Annotated in this window: 17 protein-coding genes and 1 pseudogene; 10 read left to right on the top strand and 8 right to left on the bottom strand. The window is 62.9% G+C overall.

Features of this window, described 5'->3' with window-relative positions; all coding sequences use genetic code 11:
* Positions 1–56: 56 nt before the first annotated feature.
* The 5 genes from argE to MIC97_RS06685 all read right to left on the bottom strand — a co-directional run bounded on the left by argE (position 57) and on the right by MIC97_RS06685 (position 5,378).
* Positions 57–1,214: an acetylornithine deacetylase gene (gene argE, locus MIC97_RS06705; protein WP_239799379.1), complete on the bottom strand. Its 1,158-nt coding sequence runs from the start codon at positions 1,212–1,214 to the stop codon at positions 57–59.
* Between the two features lie 94 nt (positions 1,215–1,308).
* The gene (locus MIC97_RS06700) at positions 1,309–1,986 is read right to left on the bottom strand and encodes a DUF1028 domain-containing protein (RefSeq protein WP_239799378.1); all 678 of its coding nucleotides are present in this window, start codon (positions 1,984–1,986) and stop codon (positions 1,309–1,311) included.
* A 12-nt stretch (positions 1,987–1,998) separates the two neighbouring features.
* Positions 1,999–2,418, bottom strand: coding sequence for a RidA family protein (locus tag MIC97_RS06695; RefSeq protein ID WP_183831749.1), 420 nt, complete (start codon positions 2,416–2,418; stop codon positions 1,999–2,001).
* 100 nt (positions 2,419–2,518) lie between these two features.
* Entirely contained in the window at positions 2,519–4,051 is a 1,533-nt protein-coding gene (locus MIC97_RS06690; protein ID WP_239799377.1) for a 4-hydroxyphenylacetate 3-hydroxylase family protein, read from the bottom strand.
* Positions 4,052–4,241: 190 nt separating this feature from the next.
* On the bottom strand, positions 4,242–5,378 hold the full coding sequence (locus MIC97_RS06685) for a branched-chain amino acid ABC transporter substrate-binding protein (RefSeq protein ID WP_239799376.1): 1,137 nt from the start codon (positions 5,376–5,378) through the stop codon (positions 4,242–4,244).
* Positions 5,379–5,620: 242 nt separating this feature from the next.
* On the opposite strand from MIC97_RS06685, the gene MIC97_RS06680 reads away from it, so the two are divergent.
* From MIC97_RS06680 to MIC97_RS06655, 6 genes are all read left to right on the top strand, one after another.
* The gene (locus MIC97_RS06680; protein WP_239799375.1) at positions 5,621–6,538 is read left to right on the top strand and encodes a branched-chain amino acid ABC transporter permease; all 918 of its coding nucleotides are present in this window, start codon (positions 5,621–5,623) and stop codon (positions 6,536–6,538) included.
* Between the two features lie 3 nt (positions 6,539–6,541).
* A complete protein-coding gene (locus MIC97_RS06675; RefSeq protein ID WP_239799374.1) occupies positions 6,542–7,732 on the top strand; it encodes a branched-chain amino acid ABC transporter permease in 1,191 nt (396 codons plus the stop codon).
* On the top strand, positions 7,729–8,520 hold the full coding sequence (locus MIC97_RS06670) for an ABC transporter ATP-binding protein (protein ID WP_239799373.1): 792 nt from the start codon (positions 7,729–7,731) through the stop codon (positions 8,518–8,520). The genes MIC97_RS06675 and MIC97_RS06670 overlap by 4 nt, the downstream gene beginning before the upstream one ends.
* Positions 8,513–9,214: an ABC transporter ATP-binding protein gene (locus tag MIC97_RS06665; RefSeq protein WP_239799372.1), complete on the top strand. Its 702-nt coding sequence runs from the start codon at positions 8,513–8,515 to the stop codon at positions 9,212–9,214. Before MIC97_RS06670 ends, MIC97_RS06665 begins: the two co-directional genes overlap by 8 nt.
* Positions 9,215–9,430: 216 nt before the next feature.
* Positions 9,431–11,575 carry a TonB-dependent receptor gene (locus tag MIC97_RS06660; RefSeq protein WP_239799371.1) on the top strand — a complete coding sequence of 715 codons (2,145 nt, stop codon included), beginning with the start codon at positions 9,431–9,433 and terminating at the stop codon, positions 11,573–11,575.
* A gap of 22 nt (positions 11,576–11,597) precedes the next feature.
* The gene (locus tag MIC97_RS06655; protein ID WP_239801055.1) at positions 11,598–12,839 is read left to right on the top strand and encodes an FAD-dependent oxidoreductase; all 1,242 of its coding nucleotides are present in this window, start codon (positions 11,598–11,600) and stop codon (positions 12,837–12,839) included.
* An 18-nt stretch (positions 12,840–12,857) separates the two neighbouring features.
* Here the strand turns inward: MIC97_RS06655 and MIC97_RS06650 are convergent.
* Positions 12,858–13,765 (bottom strand): annotated as a pseudogene (locus MIC97_RS06650) (LysR family transcriptional regulator).
* Positions 13,766–13,870: 105 nt separating this feature from the next.
* Here MIC97_RS06650 and MIC97_RS06645 point away from each other — a divergent pair.
* The 4 genes from MIC97_RS06645 to MIC97_RS06630 all read left to right on the top strand — a co-directional run bounded on the left by MIC97_RS06645 (position 13,871) and on the right by MIC97_RS06630 (position 18,480).
* Positions 13,871–14,896: an NAD(P)-dependent alcohol dehydrogenase gene (locus tag MIC97_RS06645; protein ID WP_239799370.1), complete on the top strand. Its 1,026-nt coding sequence runs from the start codon at positions 13,871–13,873 to the stop codon at positions 14,894–14,896.
* Positions 14,897–15,243: 347 nt separating this feature from the next.
* Positions 15,244–15,933: a GntR family transcriptional regulator gene (locus MIC97_RS06640; protein ID WP_239799369.1), complete on the top strand. Its 690-nt coding sequence runs from the start codon at positions 15,244–15,246 to the stop codon at positions 15,931–15,933.
* On the top strand, positions 15,933–17,054 hold the full coding sequence (locus MIC97_RS06635) for an NAD(P)/FAD-dependent oxidoreductase (RefSeq protein WP_239799368.1): 1,122 nt from the start codon (positions 15,933–15,935) through the stop codon (positions 17,052–17,054). The genes MIC97_RS06640 and MIC97_RS06635 overlap by 1 nt, the downstream gene beginning before the upstream one ends.
* 16 nt (positions 17,055–17,070) lie before the next feature.
* Positions 17,071–18,480 carry an FAD-binding oxidoreductase gene (locus tag MIC97_RS06630; protein WP_239799367.1) on the top strand — a complete coding sequence of 470 codons (1,410 nt, stop codon included), beginning with the start codon at positions 17,071–17,073 and terminating at the stop codon, positions 18,478–18,480.
* Between the two features lie 15 nt (positions 18,481–18,495).
* On the opposite strand, the gene MIC97_RS06625 is transcribed toward MIC97_RS06630, so the two are convergent.
* Complete coding sequence (locus MIC97_RS06625) at positions 18,496–19,188, bottom strand: GntR family transcriptional regulator (RefSeq protein ID WP_239799366.1); 693 nt, start codon at positions 19,186–19,188, stop codon at positions 18,496–18,498.
* Positions 19,189–19,212: 24 nt separating this feature from the next.
* On the bottom strand, positions 19,213–20,262 hold the full coding sequence (locus MIC97_RS06620) for a histone deacetylase family protein (protein ID WP_239799365.1): 1,050 nt from the start codon (positions 20,260–20,262) through the stop codon (positions 19,213–19,215).
* Positions 20,263–20,281: the final 19 nt, after the last annotated feature.

The following is a 20,281-nucleotide window of genomic DNA, read 5'->3' as shown; positions in this document are numbered from 1 at the left end:
ATGGCGAAGAGGAGAGTCCGTAGAACTGCTCATTGCCAAAAACGGTTTCGGCGGTTTCAAAGTCCGGTTTCCAGCTCGTCAACCAGCCTGCCCAGCATGGCGTCACAGGCGGCGAGCTGATCCAGAGCGATGAATTCGTCGGGCTTGTGGCCCTGATCCATATGGCCGGGCCCGCAGATTGCCGCGGGAATGCCGAGACGATTGTGGAACAGGCCCGCTTCCGTGCCGAACGCGACCTTGCAGGTGTCCTCATCATGCCCGGTGATGCGGCGCAGCAGCGTGACGACCGCCGAGCCATCCGCCGTGTCGAGGCCGGGATAGGCGTTCACCTCGTCGATGGAGATCGCCGCCTGCGGAAAGGAGGGCTTCAGGGGGGCAAGGATCCCTTCCGCGCCGTCGCGGATGCCGTCGAGTATCGCCTGCGGGTCGTCGCTCGCCAGATTGCGGATCTCGAAATCGATCCGGCAGTGGTCGGGAACGATGTTCAGAGCCTGACCGCCGCTCATCACGCCGGCATGTATGGTGCTGTAGGGGATGTCGTAAGCCGCATCGCGTGCGCCGGTTCGTGCGAGGCGGTCCTGTTCCCGGCGCAGCACGTCCAGAAAATCCGCCCCCATGTGCAGCGCGTTCAGCGCGGTCGGGGCCAGCGCGGAATGGGCGGCATGCCCTGTGCAACACGCACGTAAGGCCAGCTTGCCCTTATGGCCGGTGGCAATGCGCAACCCGGTCGGCTCGCCGACAAGGCAAAGGGCAGGGCGCGGGCTTGCTGTTTCCAGATGATCCAGCAGCCCTCGAACGCCGACGCAGCCGATTTCCTCATCGTAGGAAAAAGCAAGATGAAGCGGCGTTTGCAGCGTTCTGCTGGCTGCATCGAGTGCCGTGGCCAGCGCCGAAGCCACAAAACCCTTCATGTCGGTCGTGCCGCGCCCATAGGCCCGCTCGCCGGCAATGGAGAGGCGGAACGGATCGCGCGTCCATGCCTGTCCCTCGACAGGCACCACATCGGTGTGGCCTGAGAGGATGACGCCGCCACGGTCGTTGGGGCCTATGGTGGCGAACAGGTTGGCGCGGGTGCCGTCCGTGCTCGTGACCAGTTGCGAAGCGATACCCGCGCCATCCAGAAGGCTGCGCACATAGTCGATGAGGGCGAGGTTCGACTGGCGACTGACGGTCGGAAAGGCAATCAGCCTGTCGAGAATGTCCAGAGTGCGCATTGCGGCGGGTCCGGTAAAGGCGGTGCCGCATGCTGAAACGCGGCACCTGCTTCAGTCAGGGAGTTGCACAGCCGGCTGTGCGGTGTGTCAGGCCTCAGAGGTCCCCCGGCACGCCATAGCTCGGTGCGACGGAGGGGTTGAGGGCGCGCGAGACATAGGCTTCCATTTCACCCTTCCAGCGCTCCCACAATTCGGAAAGCTCGCCGATCGGGTCATGATCGGCCCAGTCGACGCGCAGGTCCGCGATCGCCCATGCTTCCTTGCGGACGAGGAGCATGCCGACGGAATGCACGGGACCTTCTTCGCCGCCTGCTTCTTCTGCCGCACGCATCGCGGCCAGCAGGCGATCGCCAATTCCCTGTCCGGCACTTTCGGAAAAGGCCGCCACCATGGCATCGGGCACGCCCGGATCGGACAAAAGGTTGCCTGCCGCGATGACGCCCGGTGCTGTCGCCACCCTATGGGTTCCAAGCGTGCGCTCGCCGGAAAACGAGGCGGTGCGGCCCTGCGCGTCCACCAGCGCAAGCTGGCGATATTCCAGATGCGGGGCATCGCGCTTCAGCGCTTCCAGCGCATCCGTTGCCGAAAGACCGGAAGCCATGAGGTCCAGCCCTTTCGGCCCCAGCCGCGGGTCGGTGATGTTCTGCGTCGCCACCGTCCCCACGCCGGCCCGGGCATGGGCGCAGCGCGCGGCCACGCAGGGTGATGAGGAGGACACGGCGATGCCGAACATGCCGGTATCGGGACAGCGGGCGGAAATGGAAAAGGTCATTGCGGCATCCCCTTAAGCGGCGTCGGGAATGACGGCGGTGACTTCGATCTCGACGACCCATTCCGGCCGCGCCAGAGCGGGAACCACAATGCCGGTGGAGCAGGGATGCACGCCCTTCATCCACTTGCCCATCTCCTGATAGACGGCCTCGCGGTAGCGGATGTCGGTGACATAGACGACGATGCGGCAGATATGCGCCATCTCGCTGCCGGCTTCCTCAAGCAGCATCTTGATGTTTTCCATCGTCTTGGCCGTCTGCTTGCCGGCATCGCCGACGTGGAGGCACTCGCGCGTATCCAGATCCTGCGAGACCTGACCGCGCAGAAAAACCATGGTGCCGCGGGCGACGACGCCCTGGCTCAGATCGTTGTCGAGGTTCTGCTCGGGATAGGTCTTCTTGGTGTTGAAGGGGCGAAGCCGCTTGTGGATCATGTCGTGGTTTCCGTATCGCTTGAGGCCCGGATGGTTCGGGCAATGGAGCTGGGGCCAAGGGAGGGTAGACGGCATACCTGCGGATGCCGTCCGGAGAGGATCATTCCGCGGCGGCGCGCTTTGCGTGGGTGCCGATGTCGGTCGAGAACCAGCTTGAAATCGCGCTGTCGCCTGCGGAGAGGGTGCGTCCGCCCATCACCCGGTCGGACAGGCCTGCGGCATCCTTGACGAAAGCCAGCGGACCATCCCAGTCGAAGTTCCGGTAGACCGCGGCAAGATGGGCGAAGGGCGGAGACTGCGCGAACAACTGGAAGGTGAGCCGGTGGCCGGCATAATCGGAGTTCAGAAGGTCGCGGGCGAAGGCAAGCAGCTTGCGCCGGTCGTCTGCCACCCATTCCTCATTGATGCTGTAATATTTCTCCAGCCATGGCTTCGTGTCGGGATGCTCGAAGGAGGCAGCATCCGGCGTGACGCAGATCTGGCCGCCGCAGAGCTCGCGGGCGATGTGCATCATTTCATGCAGTTGCGAGCAGGCCAGCACGCGGCCCGTATAGAGCAGGGACTGGTTGGGCATCATCAGACCGGCGGGCGAACGTTCGCCGAGTGCGATCGCTGCCGTCAGGTGGGCGTTGATCCCTTCACGGTAGACGGCAAGCTGGGCCAGCTTTTCCTGCACGGCCTGCTGCTTGTCGAGGCCGGTCTGACGCGCATTGAAGAGAGCCGCGCCGATCATCATGTCGGCAACCTTGAGGTTGCGCTGGACGAAGGCGAAGGCCGAATAGCGGTGCAGGGTCGCCCGTATGAAGGTCGCCGCCTTGGTGTGGCGATAGAACAGCACGTTCTCCCACGGGATCAGCACGTTGTCGAAAATGACGATCGTGTCGACCTCGTCGAACTTGTTGGCCAGCGGATAGTCCTTTTCCGGAGCACGGCCGGCGAAGCCGGTGCGGCAGATGAACTTCAGGTTCTCGCTGCCGAGATCGCAGATGAAGCCCACAGCGTAGTCGCTGAGGGCGTTGTTGCCCCAGTTGGCAATCGTCGGCTTCGTGAAGGCCTGATTGGCATAGGCGGCCGCCGTCTCGTATTTCGCGCCGCGAACGATGATGCCCGCATCGGTTTCCTTTACCACATGCAGGAGCATGTCGGGATCCTGATCCTGAGGCGCCTTCGAGCGGTCGCCCTTCGGGTCGGTGTTTGCCGAAACGTGGAAGGGGTCTTCCCGCAGAACGCGATGGATGTGGGTCTCGATATTCTTCGAGAATTGCGGGTCGACCTCGTTCAGCACGTCCTGACCGTCGAAGAGGGACCACATCTCGCCCACGGTTTCGTCGCCGACGCGGGTGACGACGCCGCCGATCTCGTTGAGCATATGATCAGTGGCGCGGCGCTTGGCCCACCAGTCGTCCTGCGTGCGGGGCAGGGCGCTGCCGAGCGCGTTGCGCTCTCCATCCTGCTCCACCGTCATGATGTCGCGATGCGCTTCCTCGTGCTGCATGTCGAAGATGCGGGCGCGGATATCCACCAGCGGCTTGAACTGGGGATGGGTGGTGACGTCGTTGACGCGTTCGCCGTTGACCCAGATCCGCCGGCCGTCGCGGATCGAATCCCTGTATTCCTGACCTGTCCTGATCATCAGTTGTCCTTTGCATTGCTGGGAAGTCGTGGCTGGGAAGGCCTAAGGGGCCTTCGTTCCCGGCCGCTTGCGGGGCGGGGTTCCAGACAGTGGTAACAAGCCGGCGCAGACACCGAAAATAAGGGTTTCCGCAGTCCTGCAGCAGTTTTTCCGATGCCGGAGAAGGCGCTCCGGCATCGGAAGGAGCGGGTTATTTCTTGTGGTCCGTCCAGGCGCCGTCGCGCACTTCCTTGATCTCGATGGTGACCTCTATCCGGGTCTGGCCGTTCTCATCGAAGGTGGTCGTGCCGAGCACGCCGTCATAGCTGATCGCCCGAATGGCCTCGGCCAGCGCCACCTTGTCGTCGATGCCTTTTTCCCGGATCACGGTCAGCAGTATGTTGGTCGCGTCGTAGGCGTATTTGGTGTAGGGGCTCGTCGGCTCCGAAAACGCCCTTGCTGCGTAGTCGGCATTCATCTTCTCAAGCTTCGGATTTGACTGCGAGGCCGGATAGCTCACCATCGTGCCTTCCGCGGCCGGTCCGGCCAGGGCAATGAAGTCCGGATCGTAGAAGCCGGAGATGCCGATCATCGGTATGTTAAGCCCCACCTCGGCCATCTGCTTGCGCAGGATGCCTGCCTCGGCGATGACGCCGCCGAAATAGATCGCGTCGGGCGACGCATCGCGCAGCTTGGTCAGCGCCGTGCGGAAATCGACCGTTCCGACGGGGAAGAGTTCCTTGGCGACGATCTCGCCGCCGGCCTCGGTGAAGAAGCCGTCGAATGCCTGCGAGTTGGCGGTGCCATAGTCGCTGGTGTCGGCAAAAATCGCTATTTTCTTGGCGCCGAGCCCGGTCGCCGCCCAGTCCGCCAGCGGATGGTTTTCGGCAACGAGGGTAGGCGTAACGCGCGTGATTTCAGGAAGATTTTGCTGGGTGATCTGCGGGCTGATGGCGCCCCAGACGATCATCGGCATCTGGGAACGGTGAAAGACCGGCATGGTGGCGAGCGCGACGGGGCTGTTCCAGTGACCGATGGCGGCGACGACATCGGGATCGTTGACCAGCTTGAGGGCGGCGCCGACACCTGTTTGCGGGTCCGAGGCATCGTCAAGCGCCACAGGCTCTACCTGATAGGGGTAATCGGCCGCGTTCGCCTGCTCTATCGCGAGCAGGAAGCCGTTGCGGGCGCCCAGACCCTGCTGGGCATTGCCGCCGCTGACGGGGCCGATGAACCCCAGCTTGATATGCGGCTTGTCCTGCGCGCCAGCAGGCATGATGGCCATGGCCGTCGACAGCATCATTAGTCCCGCCAGCACAGTGCGCCGGCGCATAAGTGATGTTCTCATTATTATTCTCCCGTTCGTTCCCTTGTTCCGGCCGTGCCGATCGCTCGGGCATCCGGGCCCGGAACATGCTCATGCGTCAGCCGATGATGCAGGCTGCGGGATCGCCCCTGCGATAGAAAGTCGTAATTTCCGATGGCCTGCTTCGGAAAACCCTAGTCAAAATCTCAGGCTTTTGCTTTGCGCTGGAACAGAAGGCGCTCATAAGCTGGACCATCAGCGCCACATGAAGAGGGAGGATCTTGATGGACGCTCTGCTTATGCAGCATTTGCTCAACTGGCTGGTGCTTGGCAGCATCTACACATTGATCGCGCTTGGCTTCAGCCTGCTTTTCGGCGTCCTGAATGTGATTCACTTTTCGCACGGCGACGTGGCGATGGTCGGTCCCTTCATCGCACTGGCCGTTGTTCAGGCGGTTACGGCCATGGCCATGCCGCTCGGGGCGTCGGCGGCACTGCTGGTGGCGATACTGGCGGCCATGGCCGCCATCGGCTTGCTCGGCGTGTTGCTCGACTGGCTTGTGATCCGGCGCTTCCGCACCTCTCCGGCCATGATGGCGCTCGTCGCAACGGTCGCTCTCGGCACCGTCATCCGGGAAATGATCCGCACCCTCTACCCGCAAGGTTCCAATCCCAAGCCGTTTCCGGCGATCGCCACCGGCGTGATCCAGATCGGCGACGTGGTCATTCCCGTGTTCAGCCTGATCGTGATCGGTGTCAGCGTTGCCATGGTCGCGGCCCTGTTCGCGCTGATCAGCCACACGCCTGTCGGCGTGCGCATCCGTGCGGTCGCCGAAGATCTGAGCATTGCGCGCCTGATGGCTGTCCGGCCGGACCGCATTTTTGCCGTCACCTTCTTCATCGCCTCGGCGGTGGGTGCGATCGGTGCGGTGTTCTTCGTCAGCCATGCGGGCGTCGTTCGCTTCGATTTTGGCATCCAGCTCGGGCTGATCGGGTTTTCGGCGGCGGTGATCGGCGGCCTCGGTTCGATGAACGGAGCCATTCTGGGCAGCCTGCTGATCGCCGGCGTGGACGTTCTGGTTCAGGTGCTGGTTCCCGATGGTGCGTCCTACAGGCTGGTTTTCATCTTCATGCTGACCATCCTCGTCCTGGTGTTCAAACCATCGGGAATGCTCGGCAAACCCGTTTTCGAGAAGGTGTGATCCATGTCGCAAACCGGTATTCACGTGGAGGCTCCGGTGGAGCGCTCCGGCACGAGCCTTGATGCCTCCATCGTCGTGGCGGTGGAGCTTGGCAGCGCGGTTCTGCTGGGCGCCTTCCTGCTCAGCGAACAGACCGCAATCGTGGTCCTGTTGCTGGCCGTCATGGGCGCCATCTTCGGTCTCCTGCAATGGCGCCCGGCGTTCGAGGAGCGGATCGTCGCCGCCTTTCACGAGCAGCAGCAACTGGCGATCGCGCTGGGAGCCGTGATCGTGATGGTCTATCCCTTCTTCATGCAGGGCAGCAGCTATGCATTGCATCTGCTTATCGTCGCGCAGCTCTATGCCGTGCTGGCGCTGGCGCTGAACTTCCAGCTCGGCAGCGCCAACATTCCCAATTTCGCGACGGGTGCCTCCTACGGCATCGGCGCCTATACCTCGGCGCTTCTCGCCATCAATTTCGGGGTGTCGTTCTGGCTGACCCTGCCGGTTGCGGCGGTCGTCGCCACCATATTCGGCTTCCTGCTGGGCTTTCCGTCGATGCGGACCAAGGACAGCTATCTGGCGCTCGTCACCATCGCCTTCGGCATCGTCGTGCATCAGCTTCTCAACAACTTCAGCTGGACAGGCGGCGCGAACGGGCTGGTCGGCATTCCCGCGCCGAGCCTTTTCGGCCACTCGTTCACCCGCCCGATCGAGGTGTTCGGGTTCCGCCTGCCGAGCCAGGCGAACTTCTACTACCTGTCGGCGGCGCTCGTCGGCCTTTCGATTATCGCCGCCCGCCGCCTGCACAACAGCCGGGTCGGGCTTGCCTGGAACGCCCTGCGGGCCGACCCGCTGGCGGCGCGCTGCCAGGGCATCGACATCGTCTGGTACAAGATGCTGGCCTTCGGCGTGGATGCATTTCTGGCGGCGTTCGCGGGCACCATCTACGCCTTCTATGTCAGCTACATCTCGCCGGACAATTTTACCTTCCTCGTCTCCGTGACCATCATGACCATGGTGATCGTGGGAGGCATGGACAACACGCTGGGCGTCATCATCGGGGCCTTCCTGCTGACCATGCTGCCCGAGAAGCTGCGCATCTTCTCCGACTACAGGCTGCTGTTCGTCGGCGTGGTGGTGATCCTGTTCCTCATCCTGCGCCCGCAGGGACTGTTCCCGCAGCGCGCGCGAAACTACGGAGCCCATCGATGAGCCATCCGCTGCTTGAAGTCCGCGGCCTGTCGATCCGCTTCGGAGGTCTGGTCGCGGTCGCCGAGGTCGACCTTACGCTGAACCATTCCGAGGTGGTCTGCATCATCGGCCCGAACGGGGCGGGAAAGTCGACCCTCTTCAATCTGATCTCCGGCATTTACCGGCCGACCCATGGCAGCATGAAGCTGGAGGGTAAGGACATTACGGGCTGGCCTGCGCATCGCATCGCGGCGGCCGGTATCGCCCGCACCTTCCAGTCCAGCCGCCTGTTCAACGACCTGACCCTTCTGGATAACGTGCTGATAGGCATGCACACCCGCACCAGATCCGGTGTCTTCGATGCCTTGCTGCGCCCCGCCACTGCGCGGGCCGAGCTTGAAGCGGCGGCTGCGCGGGCAGGCGAGTTGCTTCATGCGGTCTCCCCGCAACTGCATGCCCGCAGGCACACGCTGGCCGGCGCGTTGCCGCAGGCAGACCGTCGCCGTCTGGAGATCGTGCGGGCGCTGGCCTCGGAGCCTAGGGTGATCATGCTGGACGAGCCGTCTTCGGGAATGGACGACCGCGACACGGACGGGCTGATGGCCGATGTGCGCAGGGTGATGGCCGAGCGACCGGGCCTCTCCTTCCTGATCATCGAACATGACATGCGCCTCGTCGCGGCGCTGCCCGACCGGGTGGCGGTGATCGACTATGGCCGCAAGATCGCCGATGGCGATTTCTCGCAGGTGCGGCTGATGCCGCGCGTACAGGAAGCCTATCTCGGACAGAAGGCAGCGCATCATGCTTGAGATGAATTCCGTCAGCACGAGTTATGGTTCAGTGCCGATGCTGCGGGACGTCTCGCTGCAGGTGGGGCCGGGCGAGATGGTGTGCCTGCTCGGGCCGAACGGCGCCGGCAAGAGCACCACCTTCAATGCGATCTGTGGCCTGCTGCGCAGCGACAGCGGTTCCATCCGGATCGCCGGACGGGACGTGAAGGAATGCGGCACGGAGCGGCTGGCCAGCCTTGGCGCGGGCTTCGTTCCGGAGGGGCGGCGGCTGTTTCCGACGCTGACCGTTCGCGAGAACCTGCGGCTTGCCTTCGATGCGGCGCGCAATCCCGCGCTTGATTTCGAGGCGCAGCTCGAACGCATGGCCGATCTCTTCCCGCGCATCCGTGAGCGGCTGGGCCAGAAGGCCGGCACCATGTCCGGCGGCGAGCAGGCCATGGTGGCGCTGGCGCGCGCGCTGATCGGCGATCCCAGGCTGGTGGTGATGGATGAACCGTCGCTCGGACTGTCGCCCAAGCTCATCGACGAATATTTCCAGATCGTTTCCCGTATCCGCGACGAGGGAAAGGCCGTGCTGCTGATCGAGCAGAATGCGGAAACCGCCCTTTCGATCGCCGAAAGGGGGTATCTGCTGATCCGCGGAAAGATCGCGCTGAGCGGCAAGAGCTCGGACCTGCTGCAGGACGATACCATCCGCCACCTCTATCTCTAGGCCGGAGCCTTCACGGGCGGGATACGGTGGCCGCGCTTCGGGGAGCAGGCATATGCCGGTGTTCCCCGGAGCGGTTTCCGGAAAGCAGTGCCCCTGCGGCAATCGCACCGGCCATCCTTGATGGAACCGGTGCGATCTGTTTTTTTTAAACTTGACTCGTGATGTTATATAATTACAAAACGCGAACTCCAACCATCCGGTTTTCAGGAGAGTTCCGTGGCCATTGTTCCGCTGCGCAGCGAGAAGCTGCTTGTCGCCACCGCTTTGTCGACGGGTGTCGCGCTTCTATGCGCGATGACCCATGCATCGGCGCAGCAAACTGCGGACGACGGGAACTCCACCCTGCTCGACACCATCGTGGTGCCCGCCGGGAAGCGGGCACGGCTGGGTGCCGAGGACGCCAGGGCGCTGCGCGAGGCGGATTTTCGTGCGTCGTCATCCGTACGCACGGTGACACGCGAAGAGATAAAGCAGATCGGACCCGGCCGGCCGGACAACATCCTGCAAACGGTTCCTGGCGTGTTCACGCAAGGGCAGGCGCGGATGCCCGGCGTTTCGGTGAATGTTCGCGGCATGCAGGATTTCGGCCGCACCAACGTTTCGATCGACGGTGCGCGCCAGACTTTCCAGTACACGACGGCGGGGCCGATGGGCATGGCATTCATCGACCCCGCCCTCATTCGCGGCGTGTCCATTGCCAAGGGAACGGTCGCGACCGAGGGCGGCGCTGGCTCGCTTGGCGGCATCGTCAATTTCCGCACGCTCGAACTGGACGACATTCTCACCGGCGGCAAGGACTGGGGTGCTGAAGCCACCACGACCTACGGCACGAACGGCTACAACTGGTCGGGCACGCTGGCTGCAGGTGGGCGCAACGACCGCATCTCCGGCATCGGCGCGCTCAGCTTCCGCGATTCAGGGCGCTACAGGGACGGCAACGGGAATCATGCCGACCAGACGGGACAGGACCTCGTCTCGGGGCTGGCAAAGGTCGGCCTTCAGTTGAGCGACGAACAGACGCTCGCTCTCGGCTTCATCCGCTATCACAACGAATTCGCGCTCAACTCCACCGAGTTTGACGCCAATGTCACCACGCTGACGGCGAAGCATCGTTACGATCCCGACAGCGATCTGGTCGATCTGCGCACCAATGCCTACTACAACAAGACGAGGGTCAACCAGTACTGGTTCACTGGCAACCTGATTGCCGGCGAGGACATCGATTACAACAATGACAGCTTCGGCTTTGATGTCAGCAATGTCTCGCGCTTTTCGGCGGGCGGTGTCGCTCTGGCCCTGAAATACGGGATGGAGGGCACATGGGACCGGGTGCGCACCGACGAAACGGGCCCCGACACACATCAGACCTCGTCCGGCTGGACGCCGTCGGGCAATCGCAGCATCGTTTCGGGATTTGCCGAGATGACGGCGACGAAAGGTATGTTCGACCTGACGGCCGCCGCGCGCATCGATCACTTCTCGCTGTCGGGCTCGGGCAACAACCCGACCACCGGAACGGGAGGCATGCCGGCTGTGCCGGCCGGCCCGTTCTCGGTCGACAAATCCGAGACGGCGGTGAGCCCGAAGGTAACGCTGGCCGCGCGGCCGGTACCGTGGCTTTCCGTCTACGGAAGCTACGGGCTCGGCTTCCGCCCGCCGGCGATCACGGAGACCCTGATGGCCAACCGTCATCCCGGTTTCGTCGGGAATTTCGTGCGCTTCTATCCCAATCCCTTCCTTGAGCCCGAGCGCTCGAAGGGATGGGAAGCCGGTGCCAATCTGGTTTTCGACAATGTGCTGCGGACAGGTGACGGCCTGCGTCTCAAGGGCAGCTACTATTCCAGCGAGATCGACGATTATATCGTCTCCATGCAGGGGAGCTGCGTGGCGGCGACCTGCTTCTATTTCGACAATGTGGCTGGCACCAGCAAGGTGAAGGGGTTTGAGCTGGATGCCGCCTATGATGCCGGTTTCGCCTTTGCCGGCCTCGGCTATCACCACATCAAGGCGGACCTGCCGGTGCCGTCGGCTGGTCTTGGCGTCTTCGCCGGGCCGCCGAAACAGGTCTGGACGCTGACGGCCGGGGTTCGGCTGTTCGAGGATCGGCTGACCCTTGGCGGGCGCGTGCGCAGCGTTTCGGAGAGCGTCTATGGCGGGCAGGCCTCGACGGGAACGCCGCCTTCCGGCGTCGAACCCTACCGGCTTTACGATGCGTTCGCCTCATACAAGGTCAGCGACAATCTCGATCTCAATTTCACCGCAGAAAACCTGACTGATAAGGTATACAAGCCGGGAATGACCGCGGATTCGATGAACGGTCCGGGCCGCACGCTGAAATTCAGCATTGCGGCGCGGTTCTGACCGCAAAGACAGGAGATCGATGATGGACCAGCCCGCAACATCCAGAACGATCGACACGCAATGCGTGGTCGCTGGCTCCGGTCCCGGCGGGCTCATGCTCGGCCTGCTCCTGGCGCGGGCAGGGGTCGATGTCACGGTGGTGGAGAAGCACGCCGATTTCCTGCGCGACTTCAGGGGCGACACGGTGCATCCCTCGACGCTCGACATCATCGACCAGCTCGGGTTGCTGGACGAACTACTCAAGGTGCCGCACACGCAGGCGCCGCGGCTGCATGCCGAGATCGGCGGCAGGGACGTCACCATCGCCGATTTCTCCCGGCTGCCGACGAAATGCCGCTTCATCGCCTTCATGCCGCAGTGGGATTTCCTCGATTTTCTCGCGCGCGAGGCGAGGAAACTGCCGAATTTCCACATCGTCATGTCGGCTGAGGTCACCGACCTGATCGAGGACGGCGGACGCATTGCCGGGCTTGTCGCCCGCACGCCGGACGGTTCCGTCGAAGTCCGGGCGCCGCTGGTGGTCGGTGCGGATGGCCGCAATTCCATCGTGCGGGCAAAGGCCGGGCTGGAAGTCGAAAGCTTCGGCGCGCCGAGCGACGTCCTGTGGATGAAGCTCTCCCACCAGCCGGACGATCCGCCCTACACGATGGGGCATGGCGGACCGCGTCAGGGCTTCGTGATGGTGGATCGCGGCGATTACTGGCAGTGCGGCTATGTGGTGCGCAAGGGCAGCTTCGCCGAGGTGAAGGAAAAGGGCATCGAGGCGTTCCGCGAAGCGGTGGCGGCCGTCTCGCCGCTGCCGGCCGACCGTGTCGCGGAAATCAGGTCATGGGATGACGTTCACCTGCTTTCGATCCGCATCGACCGGCTGAAAAGCTGGTGGCGGCCGGGGCTGCTGTGCATTGGAGACGCCGCGCACGCCATGTCGCCCATCGGTGGCTTCGGGGTGAACCTCGCCATTCAGGATGCCGTGGCGGCGGCCAACATATTGTCCGTGCCGCTGCGCGAGGTCAGGCTGGCCGACCGGCATCTCGCGGCGGTGGAAAAGCGCCGTGCCTTCCCGACCAAAGCCACGCAGAAACTTCAGCTCATGATGCAGTCGAGCAGCAAGAAGCGTCAGGAAAGTGCGGTGAAACGCAGCGGCCCGCCTTCCTTCGTGAAAGGCATTGCCCGCTGGCCATTTCTCGCCCATCTGACCGGACGCCTTGTCGGACTGGGGATCCGTTCGGAGAAGGTGAACATGGCGGCGCTGAAAGCGCGCTGACCTACCTTCGCCGGTGGCTTACAGTTCCGCGCTTCCGGGCAGGACTGCCGCCAGAGCATCGATGGCAAGGCGCACCCGCAACGGAAGATGCGGGGTTTCGGGCCACAGCGCGTGAGTGCTGAACACCAGACGCGGCACGTCCTGCAGGAGCGGAAGCAGGCGTCCGCTGTGGACCCTTTCGCGGATGAGCCAGCAGGGCAGCCATGCCAGCCCATGGCCGGCCTCTGCGGCATCGGCGATGGCTTCCAGATCGTCGAACCGCATCCGGCTGGCGGGCGTGACCTCCAGCATGCCATTTTCGGAGGTCGGGAACTGCCATGTCCGGATGCGGCCGGCGCGGCCATAGGTGATGGCGTGATGCGCCATCAGATCGTCGAGCGTTTCGGGCCTGCCATGTCTGGCGACGTAATCGGGCGAGCCGCACACGGTCATGCGCTGAAGGCTGATCGTGCGCGTCATCAGGCCGGCGCCATCGCCCGTATCGCCATTGCGGATGGCAAGGTCGAAGCCGTCCTCGATGAGATCCACCGGGCGGTCGCTGAAGGAGAGATCGATTTCCAGCCTTGGATGGCTGGCCGCCAGACCGGCGAGAACCGGCGCCACGCAGCGCCGCCCGAACAGTACGGGCATCGATACGCGCAGTCTGCCTGAGGCCTCGCGGCGGCCGGTTTCCAGCGCGGCCTCGCCCATGCGTAGTTCTTCAAGCGCCCTTGAGCAGCGTTCGTAATAGACCTGTCCGTCCTCGGTGAGGCTCTGGCTGCGCGTGGTGCGATGGAAAAGGCGCACCTCCAGCCGTGCCTCGATGCGGGCGATGGTCTTGGCCACACCGCCGAGCGCGTGAGGTGAAGCCGCTCGGCCGCAGCGGCGAAGCTGCCACATTCCACCGCCGCCACAAAAATATCCACGCCATTGAGATGATCGCTCATCGATTGTCATCCTGAAATATCCGATCAATGGAATAAATATCACCACTGGATATCATATGGAAACGATATGGTCGCCGTTCCAAACATCGGAACAAGGACCGTGTGATGAAAGAGACGATGAAGCGCTGGGAAATGGATGCCATCGGCCGCGACAGGCTGGAGCTGCGAGAGGTTCCGGTGCCCCGCCCGCAGGCTGGTGAAGTTCTCGTGAAGGTGAACGCGGCCTCTCTCAACTACCGCGACAGGCTGGTGATCGATGGTGGGATGGGCCTGCCGCTCGCCTTTCCTTTCACGCCCAGTTCCGACCTCGCGGGAGAGGTGGCTGCCGTTGGAGAAGGCACCAGCCGCTTCGGCATTGGCGACAGGGTGATATCGAACTTTGCGCCGGACTGGATCGACGGGGCGCCGAAAGGTGACGCGCGCACGCCTCCCTACCGCACGCTTGGCGGGGTCTATCAGGGCGTGTTGGCGGAATATGTGGCATTTCCGGAGGAATGGCTCGTGCGGGCGCCCGCAACGCTGTCCGATGCGGAGGCGAGCACCTTGCCTTGCGCGGGCTTGACCGCATGGTTCTCGCTTGTCGAAAAGGGCAGGGTCCGGGCTGGCGAGATTGTGCTCGTGGAGGGGACCGGGGGCGTTGCCCTGTTCGGACTTCAGATCGCGAAGGCGCATGGGGCCCGTGTGATCGTGATTTCAGGCAGCGCGGAAAAGCTGGAACGGGCACGACTGCTCGGGGCCGATCACGGCATCGACCGCACGGCGCAAGACTGGACAGAGGCCGTGCTGCGCATCACACAGGATCAAGGTGCCGATCATGTTCTGGAACTGGTGCGCGGACCGCATCTCGGCAAGGCGGTGCGGGCCGCGGCCATAGACGGGCGCGTCTATCAGATCGGGGTCATGGAGGGTTTCGACATTGCCGCTCCCGCCGGGCCGCTGATGCTGAAGAACGTGGTCGTTCACGGCATCGGTGTCGGACATCGCAGGGCGCTGGAAGATCTTGTCGCCGCAGTAGACCAGACGGGCATCAAACCCGTCATCGACACGCGCTATCCCGTCGCCGATCTGCCTGCCGCCCTCGACAGGCTGGATCGCGGCGCGTTCGGAAAGCTCGTCATCGACGTGGGGTGACGTCGGGGCGCTTATGCGCTTTCATGTGTTGATCTTAGGGAACCAAAGGCATGACTGCTTGTCTCTGTCTGCAGCAGGGCAGAGACAAGCAGATATTCCTTCTCCGCGGCATTTGCTGTTTTCGTTAGACGGCACATGCGGCATGCCTTTGAGGCCGCAATCCAGCTGCCTGTCGTTTTCCGCACTCTGGTAAGCGGAACCGTCACCGGACACTGCTCCTCACTTTCTCGCACGTGGCGGTGCCAAAACCGCTTTTTCAGTCTTGCTATTTGGTGTGTGATGCATCATGTTTTTTGATGTGCCGATATCTGTTTCGGTCAAAGTGTTGATGACAGGATGGAAGCGGCATGCAGCCAGACTTCAGCCTCGCGGCGCTGGAAAAGGAAAACCTTGGCGAGACGGTTTACAACCGGCTGGCGGAGGCCCTGATGAAAGGCCGCTTCGCGCCGGATGCACGCCTCACCATTCGTGATCTGGCGCAGTCGCTCGGCACCAGCGTCACGCCGGTGCGTGATGCCATTCTGCGGCTTATTCAGGATGATGCCCTTGTGCAGAAATCGGCGCGTGAGGTGCGCGTGCCGGTGATCACGCCGGACCGCTACCGCGAAATCCGCATGATCCGGCTGAAGCTTGAAGGACTGGCGGCACGGGAGACGGCGTTGCGTGCCCGACCGGAAGATGTTGTGCGGCTGCGCAATCTTGTCGAGCGCAATGAGCAGGCGCTGGCTGCTTGCGACTGGGCGGCGGCGCTTGAATTGAACCAGACCTTCCATTTCGCGCTCGCGGACATTGCCGGACTGCCACTCCTGCGCGGCATTCTTCATCGCCTGTGGCTTCAGATGGGGCCGTTGATAGCGGAGGCCTATCAGCCGGGCGGGCGGGTGATGATCGATCATCACCATGAGCTTGTGAAAGCCGTGGAGGCAGGCGATCCGGATGCCGCGGAGCGCGCAATCGAAAGCGATATAGGCGACGCGGGAAGCATCATTCTGGACAGGTTGACGGCGCGTTCCAAATCCAATGCGGGCGAACTTTGATGGATGAAGTCGATTGCATCGTTGCCGGTGCTGGTGTCGTTGGTCTTGCCGTGGCACGGGAACTGGCTTTGAGCGGACGGGACGTCCTCATCCTCGAAGCTGCCGATGCGATTGGCACGGCCACGAGTTCACGAAATTCCGAGGTCATCCATGCCGGGCTATACTATGCGCCCGGATCGCTGAAGGCCGGGCTTTGTGTGTCCGGTCGCGACAGCCTTTATGGATATTGCGCAGAGCGTGGCATTCCGCATCAGCGCTGCGGCAAGCTGATCGTGGCCACCGGTGCGGGGCAGGAAGCGGCGCTGGATGCCATCGCCGACAATGCCGGAAAAAGCGGGGCCGGCGCCTTGCAGAAACTGACTGCGGCCGAGGCGAAGGAACTGGAGCCGGCGCTCGCCTGCACCGCCGCCTTGCTCTCGCCCGACACCGGCATCGTCGACAGCCATGCGCTGATGCTGTCTTTGCTGGGCGATGCCGAAGCGGCCGGAGCCATGCTCGGCCTCAACACCGAAATCTCCGGCGGCCGAATGGAAGGCGGACGTGTCGTGCTAACGACGCGCGACACCCAGAGCGGCGGCACGTTCGAGATCGCCACACGCCATTTCGTCAATGCGGCCGGTCTTGGGGCCGTGGCTCTGGCTGGTGCGCTCGAAGGGCTTGATCCGCGTTTCGTTCCGCAGCAGCGCCTTGCCAAGGGCAATTATTTTTCCGTGACCGGCCGCGCTCCCTTCTCGCGCCTCATCTATCCGGTGCCGGAGCCGGGCGGGCTCGGTATCCACCTGACGCTGGACCTGAACGGCATCGCACGCTTCGGCCCCGATGTGGAATGGGTGGAAGGGCTCGATTATCGGGTCGATCCGGCCCGCGCGCAGCGCTTTTACGGCGCGATCCGCACCTATTGGCCCGAGCTGGCGGATGACAGCCTGCAACCGGCCTACAGTGGCATTCGTCCCAAGCTTTCGGGCCCCGGCGAAGCCAATGCCGATTTCGTCATTCAGGGGCCTGACGCCCACGGCATTGCAGGTCTCGTGAACCTGTTCGGCATCGAAAGTCCGGGCCTCACCTCGTGTCTCGCCATCGCCCGGCATGTCGCGCAGACGCTCACCCGCTCTGATGGCTGATACCCGGAAACAGAATATGCGCGACAGGAATCGTGCCTTCGACCTCGCCATGAAGGAGTGTCTCGGCGAACGAGGGTGGCTGACACGTCCTGAAGACCAGGTCGCTTGTGCACGCGACTGGCTGGACCGGTATGGCGAAGTCCCGCTTGGCATTGCCCGGCCCGCAAGCACTGCGGAGGTGTCGGCCATCGTCCGGATTTGCGCTGAGTATGGGATCTCCATTGTTCCACAGGGTGGAAACACCAGCCTCAACGGGGGCAGCGTCGCGACCAGCCCGGTCAGCGTGATCCTCTCGATGGCACGGATGAACCGCATCCACACGATCGATGCTGTCGACTTTACCGCGACCGTGGAAGCAGGGGTCGTTCTGGCGCATCTTCATGAGAAGCTGGCCGCGCACCACCTTGCCTGTCCGCTGCATCTGGGGGCTGAAGGCAGCGCCCAGATCGGGGGATTGATTGGCACCAATGCCGGTGGCAGCCATGCCATGCGCTACGGAATGATGCAGGATCTGGTGCTCGGCCTTGAGGTTGTTCTTGCTGACGGCACCGTCTGGGATGGCTCGCGTGCCCTGATCAAGGACAATGCCGGTTATCAGTTGCGCCGGCTGTTTTGCGGATCGGAGGGAACGCTCGGCATTGTCACCAAAGCTGTGTTGCGGCTGTTTCCGGCGCCGGTCGCGCGCGCGACAGCCCTGCTTGCCCTGCCGGACCTCGATGCTGCCCTGCGTATCGGAGCGTTGCTTCGTGCATTGACGGGCGAATTTCTGACGGCCGTGGAATTCTTCAATGAGCCTGGCCTTTCGCTGCTCCTGAAGCATGTCACCCACATCTCCCGACCGCTTGAGACGCCGGGTCCGGTCTATCTGCTGGTCGAGATCGCGACCTCCATTCCTGAAATCGTGCTGCCCGACATTCTGGATCGTGCCTTGAGTGCGGCTTTCGAAACAGGGGACGTGCTTGATGGGACGATTGCAACCAGCGAAGCCCAGCGTGCCGCTCTCTGGAGAATTCGGGAAGAATTGCCTGAAGGGCAGCGTCTGGAAGGCAGGCAGATCAAGCACGATGTCTCGGTGCCCGTAGCGCGGCTTGCGGCATTCGTGGCTGAAGCATCAGCCGCGGCAGAATGGGTTCTGGCGGACGTGCGCGTCAATCCGTTCGGTCATCTAGGTGACGGCAATGTGCACTTTAATCTTTCGCCACCCGAAGGCCGTGCTGACTTCGAGGGGCGCGAAACGCAGCTTTCACAGGCCGTTTACGAGACTGCCGTTGGCCATGGCGGATCGATTGCCGCCGAGCATGGTCTGGGGCAGGCGAAGGTGGAACTTGCGGATCGCTTTCGCAGCACAACGGAGCGCTCACTGATGCGGCAGCTGAAATCCACACTGGACCCGCATGGCATCATGAACCCGGGCAAGGTGGTGTGAGGCCTACCGGACGGCTTAAGCGGACCGCGCTGCGGACAGCTCCCGTTCCCGTTCGCCAGCAAGCGCCCCGCGCAGCAAAAGCACTTCGCCGCCGCTGAGGATGTCGTCCTGAATCGCCTTTCGTGCTGCCGGCCCATCGGCAAGCCGTATGGATTCCAGCACGCTGTAGTGATGGTCTATCATCACCCGTCCGCCGGCATCGTATCCGGAGGCGATCAGCGGACCCATCTGCAGCCAGAGATTTTCAAGCACGCCGCGCAGCGTCGGCATCTCTCCGATCTCGGGCAATGCGAGATGAAATTTCTGGTTCATTCGCAGCGAGCGCAGATGATCGTCCGTCGCCATCGCCTCTTCATTCTCGGCCAGAATGTCTTCGAGGTAAGCGATGTCGCTGGATTTGGCGAACTGGGCGGCGCGCTCGGCGGCGAGACCTTCCAGTTCGACCCTGATCATGCGGATCTCCAGATAGCGGGAGCGTTCGAGAAATGGCACGCGGATATCGCGCGGACTTTGAAAAAGAAGGCCGCCATTGTTTACAAGCCGCAGCACTGCGTCGCGAACGGGGGTTACGCTCACGCCAATCTTGTCCGCGAGGTCACGGATCTTAAGCCGGGTTCCCGCAGGCAGGGCACCCGACATCAGATCATAGGCAAGCTGGTCGTAGACCTCAGCGGCAAGGCTGCTCTTGTCACCAGTGGTATCGTTCAATCTTGCGCCTCCTTTTAGGTCTGGTCAGGCACCTGACTGCAATTCGCGAAGGAAGCCCTCAAGGCATGCGCCTATGACCGAAACCTGATACCCGCCTTCCTGCACGACCAGCACGGGGATGTTCAGTTCTCCCAGCTTCCTGCCTGCGGCAGAAAAGGCTTCTGTCGTAACCTTTACCATGCTCAGCGGATCTTCCACATGGGTGTCGTAACCAAGGGCAAGAACGAGAGCTTCTGCGCCATATGCCTTTACGGCGTCGATACCCCGCTGAACTCCATCCAGGAAGGTGTCGTTACCGCTGTGGGGGGCAAGCGGGATGTTGAGGTTGTATCCTTCGCCATCCCCGTGGCCGGTCTCGTGCACACGGCCGGTGAAGAACGGGTTGTAGTGATCGGGATCGACATGGACAGAGACGGTCAGAACATCGCGACGCCGGTAGAATATTTCCTGCGTGCCATCCCCATGATGCGCATCGATGTCCAGAACAGCGACCTTCCCGAACTTCTCACGCAGACGCTGGGCGGCGATGGCGGAATTGTTCATATAGCAGAAGCCGGAAGCACGATCGACGCGGCAGTGATGGCCGGACGGGCGGCACAGGGCATAGGCAAGCGTTTCTCCGTCGAGCAGCGCGTCGGCGCCAGCCGTGGCTGTATGGCTTGAGCGCAGAACCGATTGCCAGGTGTGTTCGCCGATCGGAACCGCAAGATCACCAAGATAGTACCCCGTTTGCGCCAGCAGCTGATCGGTGGGGCAGGGCGCACGCATATCTCTGGAAGGATCGCCGTTCCAGTAGGGGAAGGTGTTGGGGAGCACTTCCGGGCCATGCTCCGGCAGGTCGAGCCAGCGCCCATAGGCTGTTTCCAGATAATCGAGGTAATGGACGGCATGAATTTTTTCGGCCGGGCCACGGCCGTAATCCTGTGGTTGCTCGGGCTCGATCCCGAGCCGTGCAAGCGCCTTCAGCAGTTCCTCGGTGCGCGCCGGCACGTCGTTCGCTTCGCAGATGCGGCCATAGCGCATGAATTGCAGCGGATTATGTATCGCCTGATCCGGATGATAGAAAGCACGCATATGAAGGTTCCTTTCAGAG

Source organism: Aquamicrobium sp. NLF2-7 (assembly GCF_022359935.1).
GTDB classification, from domain to species: domain Bacteria; phylum Pseudomonadota; class Alphaproteobacteria; order Rhizobiales; family Rhizobiaceae; genus Mesorhizobium; species Mesorhizobium lusatiense.
The sequence above is the reverse complement of the archived record's forward strand: the minus strand, read 5'-3'. Positions and strand labels throughout refer to the sequence as shown.

Bases quoted from the DNA above. Each gene is read 5' to 3' on its own strand.
- argE (WP_239799379.1), bottom strand. From the start codon at position 1,214: ATGCGCACTCTGGACATTCTCGACAGGCTGATTGCCTTTCCGACCGTC.
- MIC97_RS06700 (WP_239799378.1), bottom strand. From the start codon at position 1,986: ATGACCTTTTCCATTTCCGCCCGCTGTCCCGATACCGGCATGTTCGGC.
- MIC97_RS06695 (WP_183831749.1), bottom strand. From the start codon at position 2,418: ATGATCCACAAGCGGCTTCGCCCCTTCAACACCAAGAAGACCTATCCC.
- MIC97_RS06690 (WP_239799377.1), bottom strand. From the start codon at position 4,051: ATGATCAGGACAGGTCAGGAATACAGGGATTCGATCCGCGACGGCCGG.
- MIC97_RS06685 (WP_239799376.1), bottom strand. From the start codon at position 5,378: ATGAGAACATCACTTATGCGCCGGCGCACTGTGCTGGCGGGACTAATG.
- MIC97_RS06680 (WP_239799375.1), top strand. From the start codon at position 5,621: ATGGACGCTCTGCTTATGCAGCATTTGCTCAACTGGCTGGTGCTTGGC.
- MIC97_RS06675 (WP_239799374.1), top strand. From the start codon at position 6,542: ATGTCGCAAACCGGTATTCACGTGGAGGCTCCGGTGGAGCGCTCCGGC.
- MIC97_RS06670 (WP_239799373.1), top strand. From the start codon at position 7,729: ATGAGCCATCCGCTGCTTGAAGTCCGCGGCCTGTCGATCCGCTTCGGA.
- MIC97_RS06665 (WP_239799372.1), top strand. From the start codon at position 8,513: ATGCTTGAGATGAATTCCGTCAGCACGAGTTATGGTTCAGTGCCGATG.
- MIC97_RS06655 (WP_239801055.1), top strand. From the start codon at position 11,598: ATGGACCAGCCCGCAACATCCAGAACGATCGACACGCAATGCGTGGTC.
- MIC97_RS06645 (WP_239799370.1), top strand. From the start codon at position 13,871: ATGAAAGAGACGATGAAGCGCTGGGAAATGGATGCCATCGGCCGCGAC.
- MIC97_RS06640 (WP_239799369.1), top strand. From the start codon at position 15,244: ATGCAGCCAGACTTCAGCCTCGCGGCGCTGGAAAAGGAAAACCTTGGC.
- MIC97_RS06635 (WP_239799368.1), top strand. From the start codon at position 15,933: ATGGATGAAGTCGATTGCATCGTTGCCGGTGCTGGTGTCGTTGGTCTT.
- MIC97_RS06630 (WP_239799367.1), top strand. From the start codon at position 17,071: ATGCGCGACAGGAATCGTGCCTTCGACCTCGCCATGAAGGAGTGTCTC.
- MIC97_RS06620 (WP_239799365.1), bottom strand. From the start codon at position 20,262: ATGCGTGCTTTCTATCATCCGGATCAGGCGATACATAATCCGCTGCAA.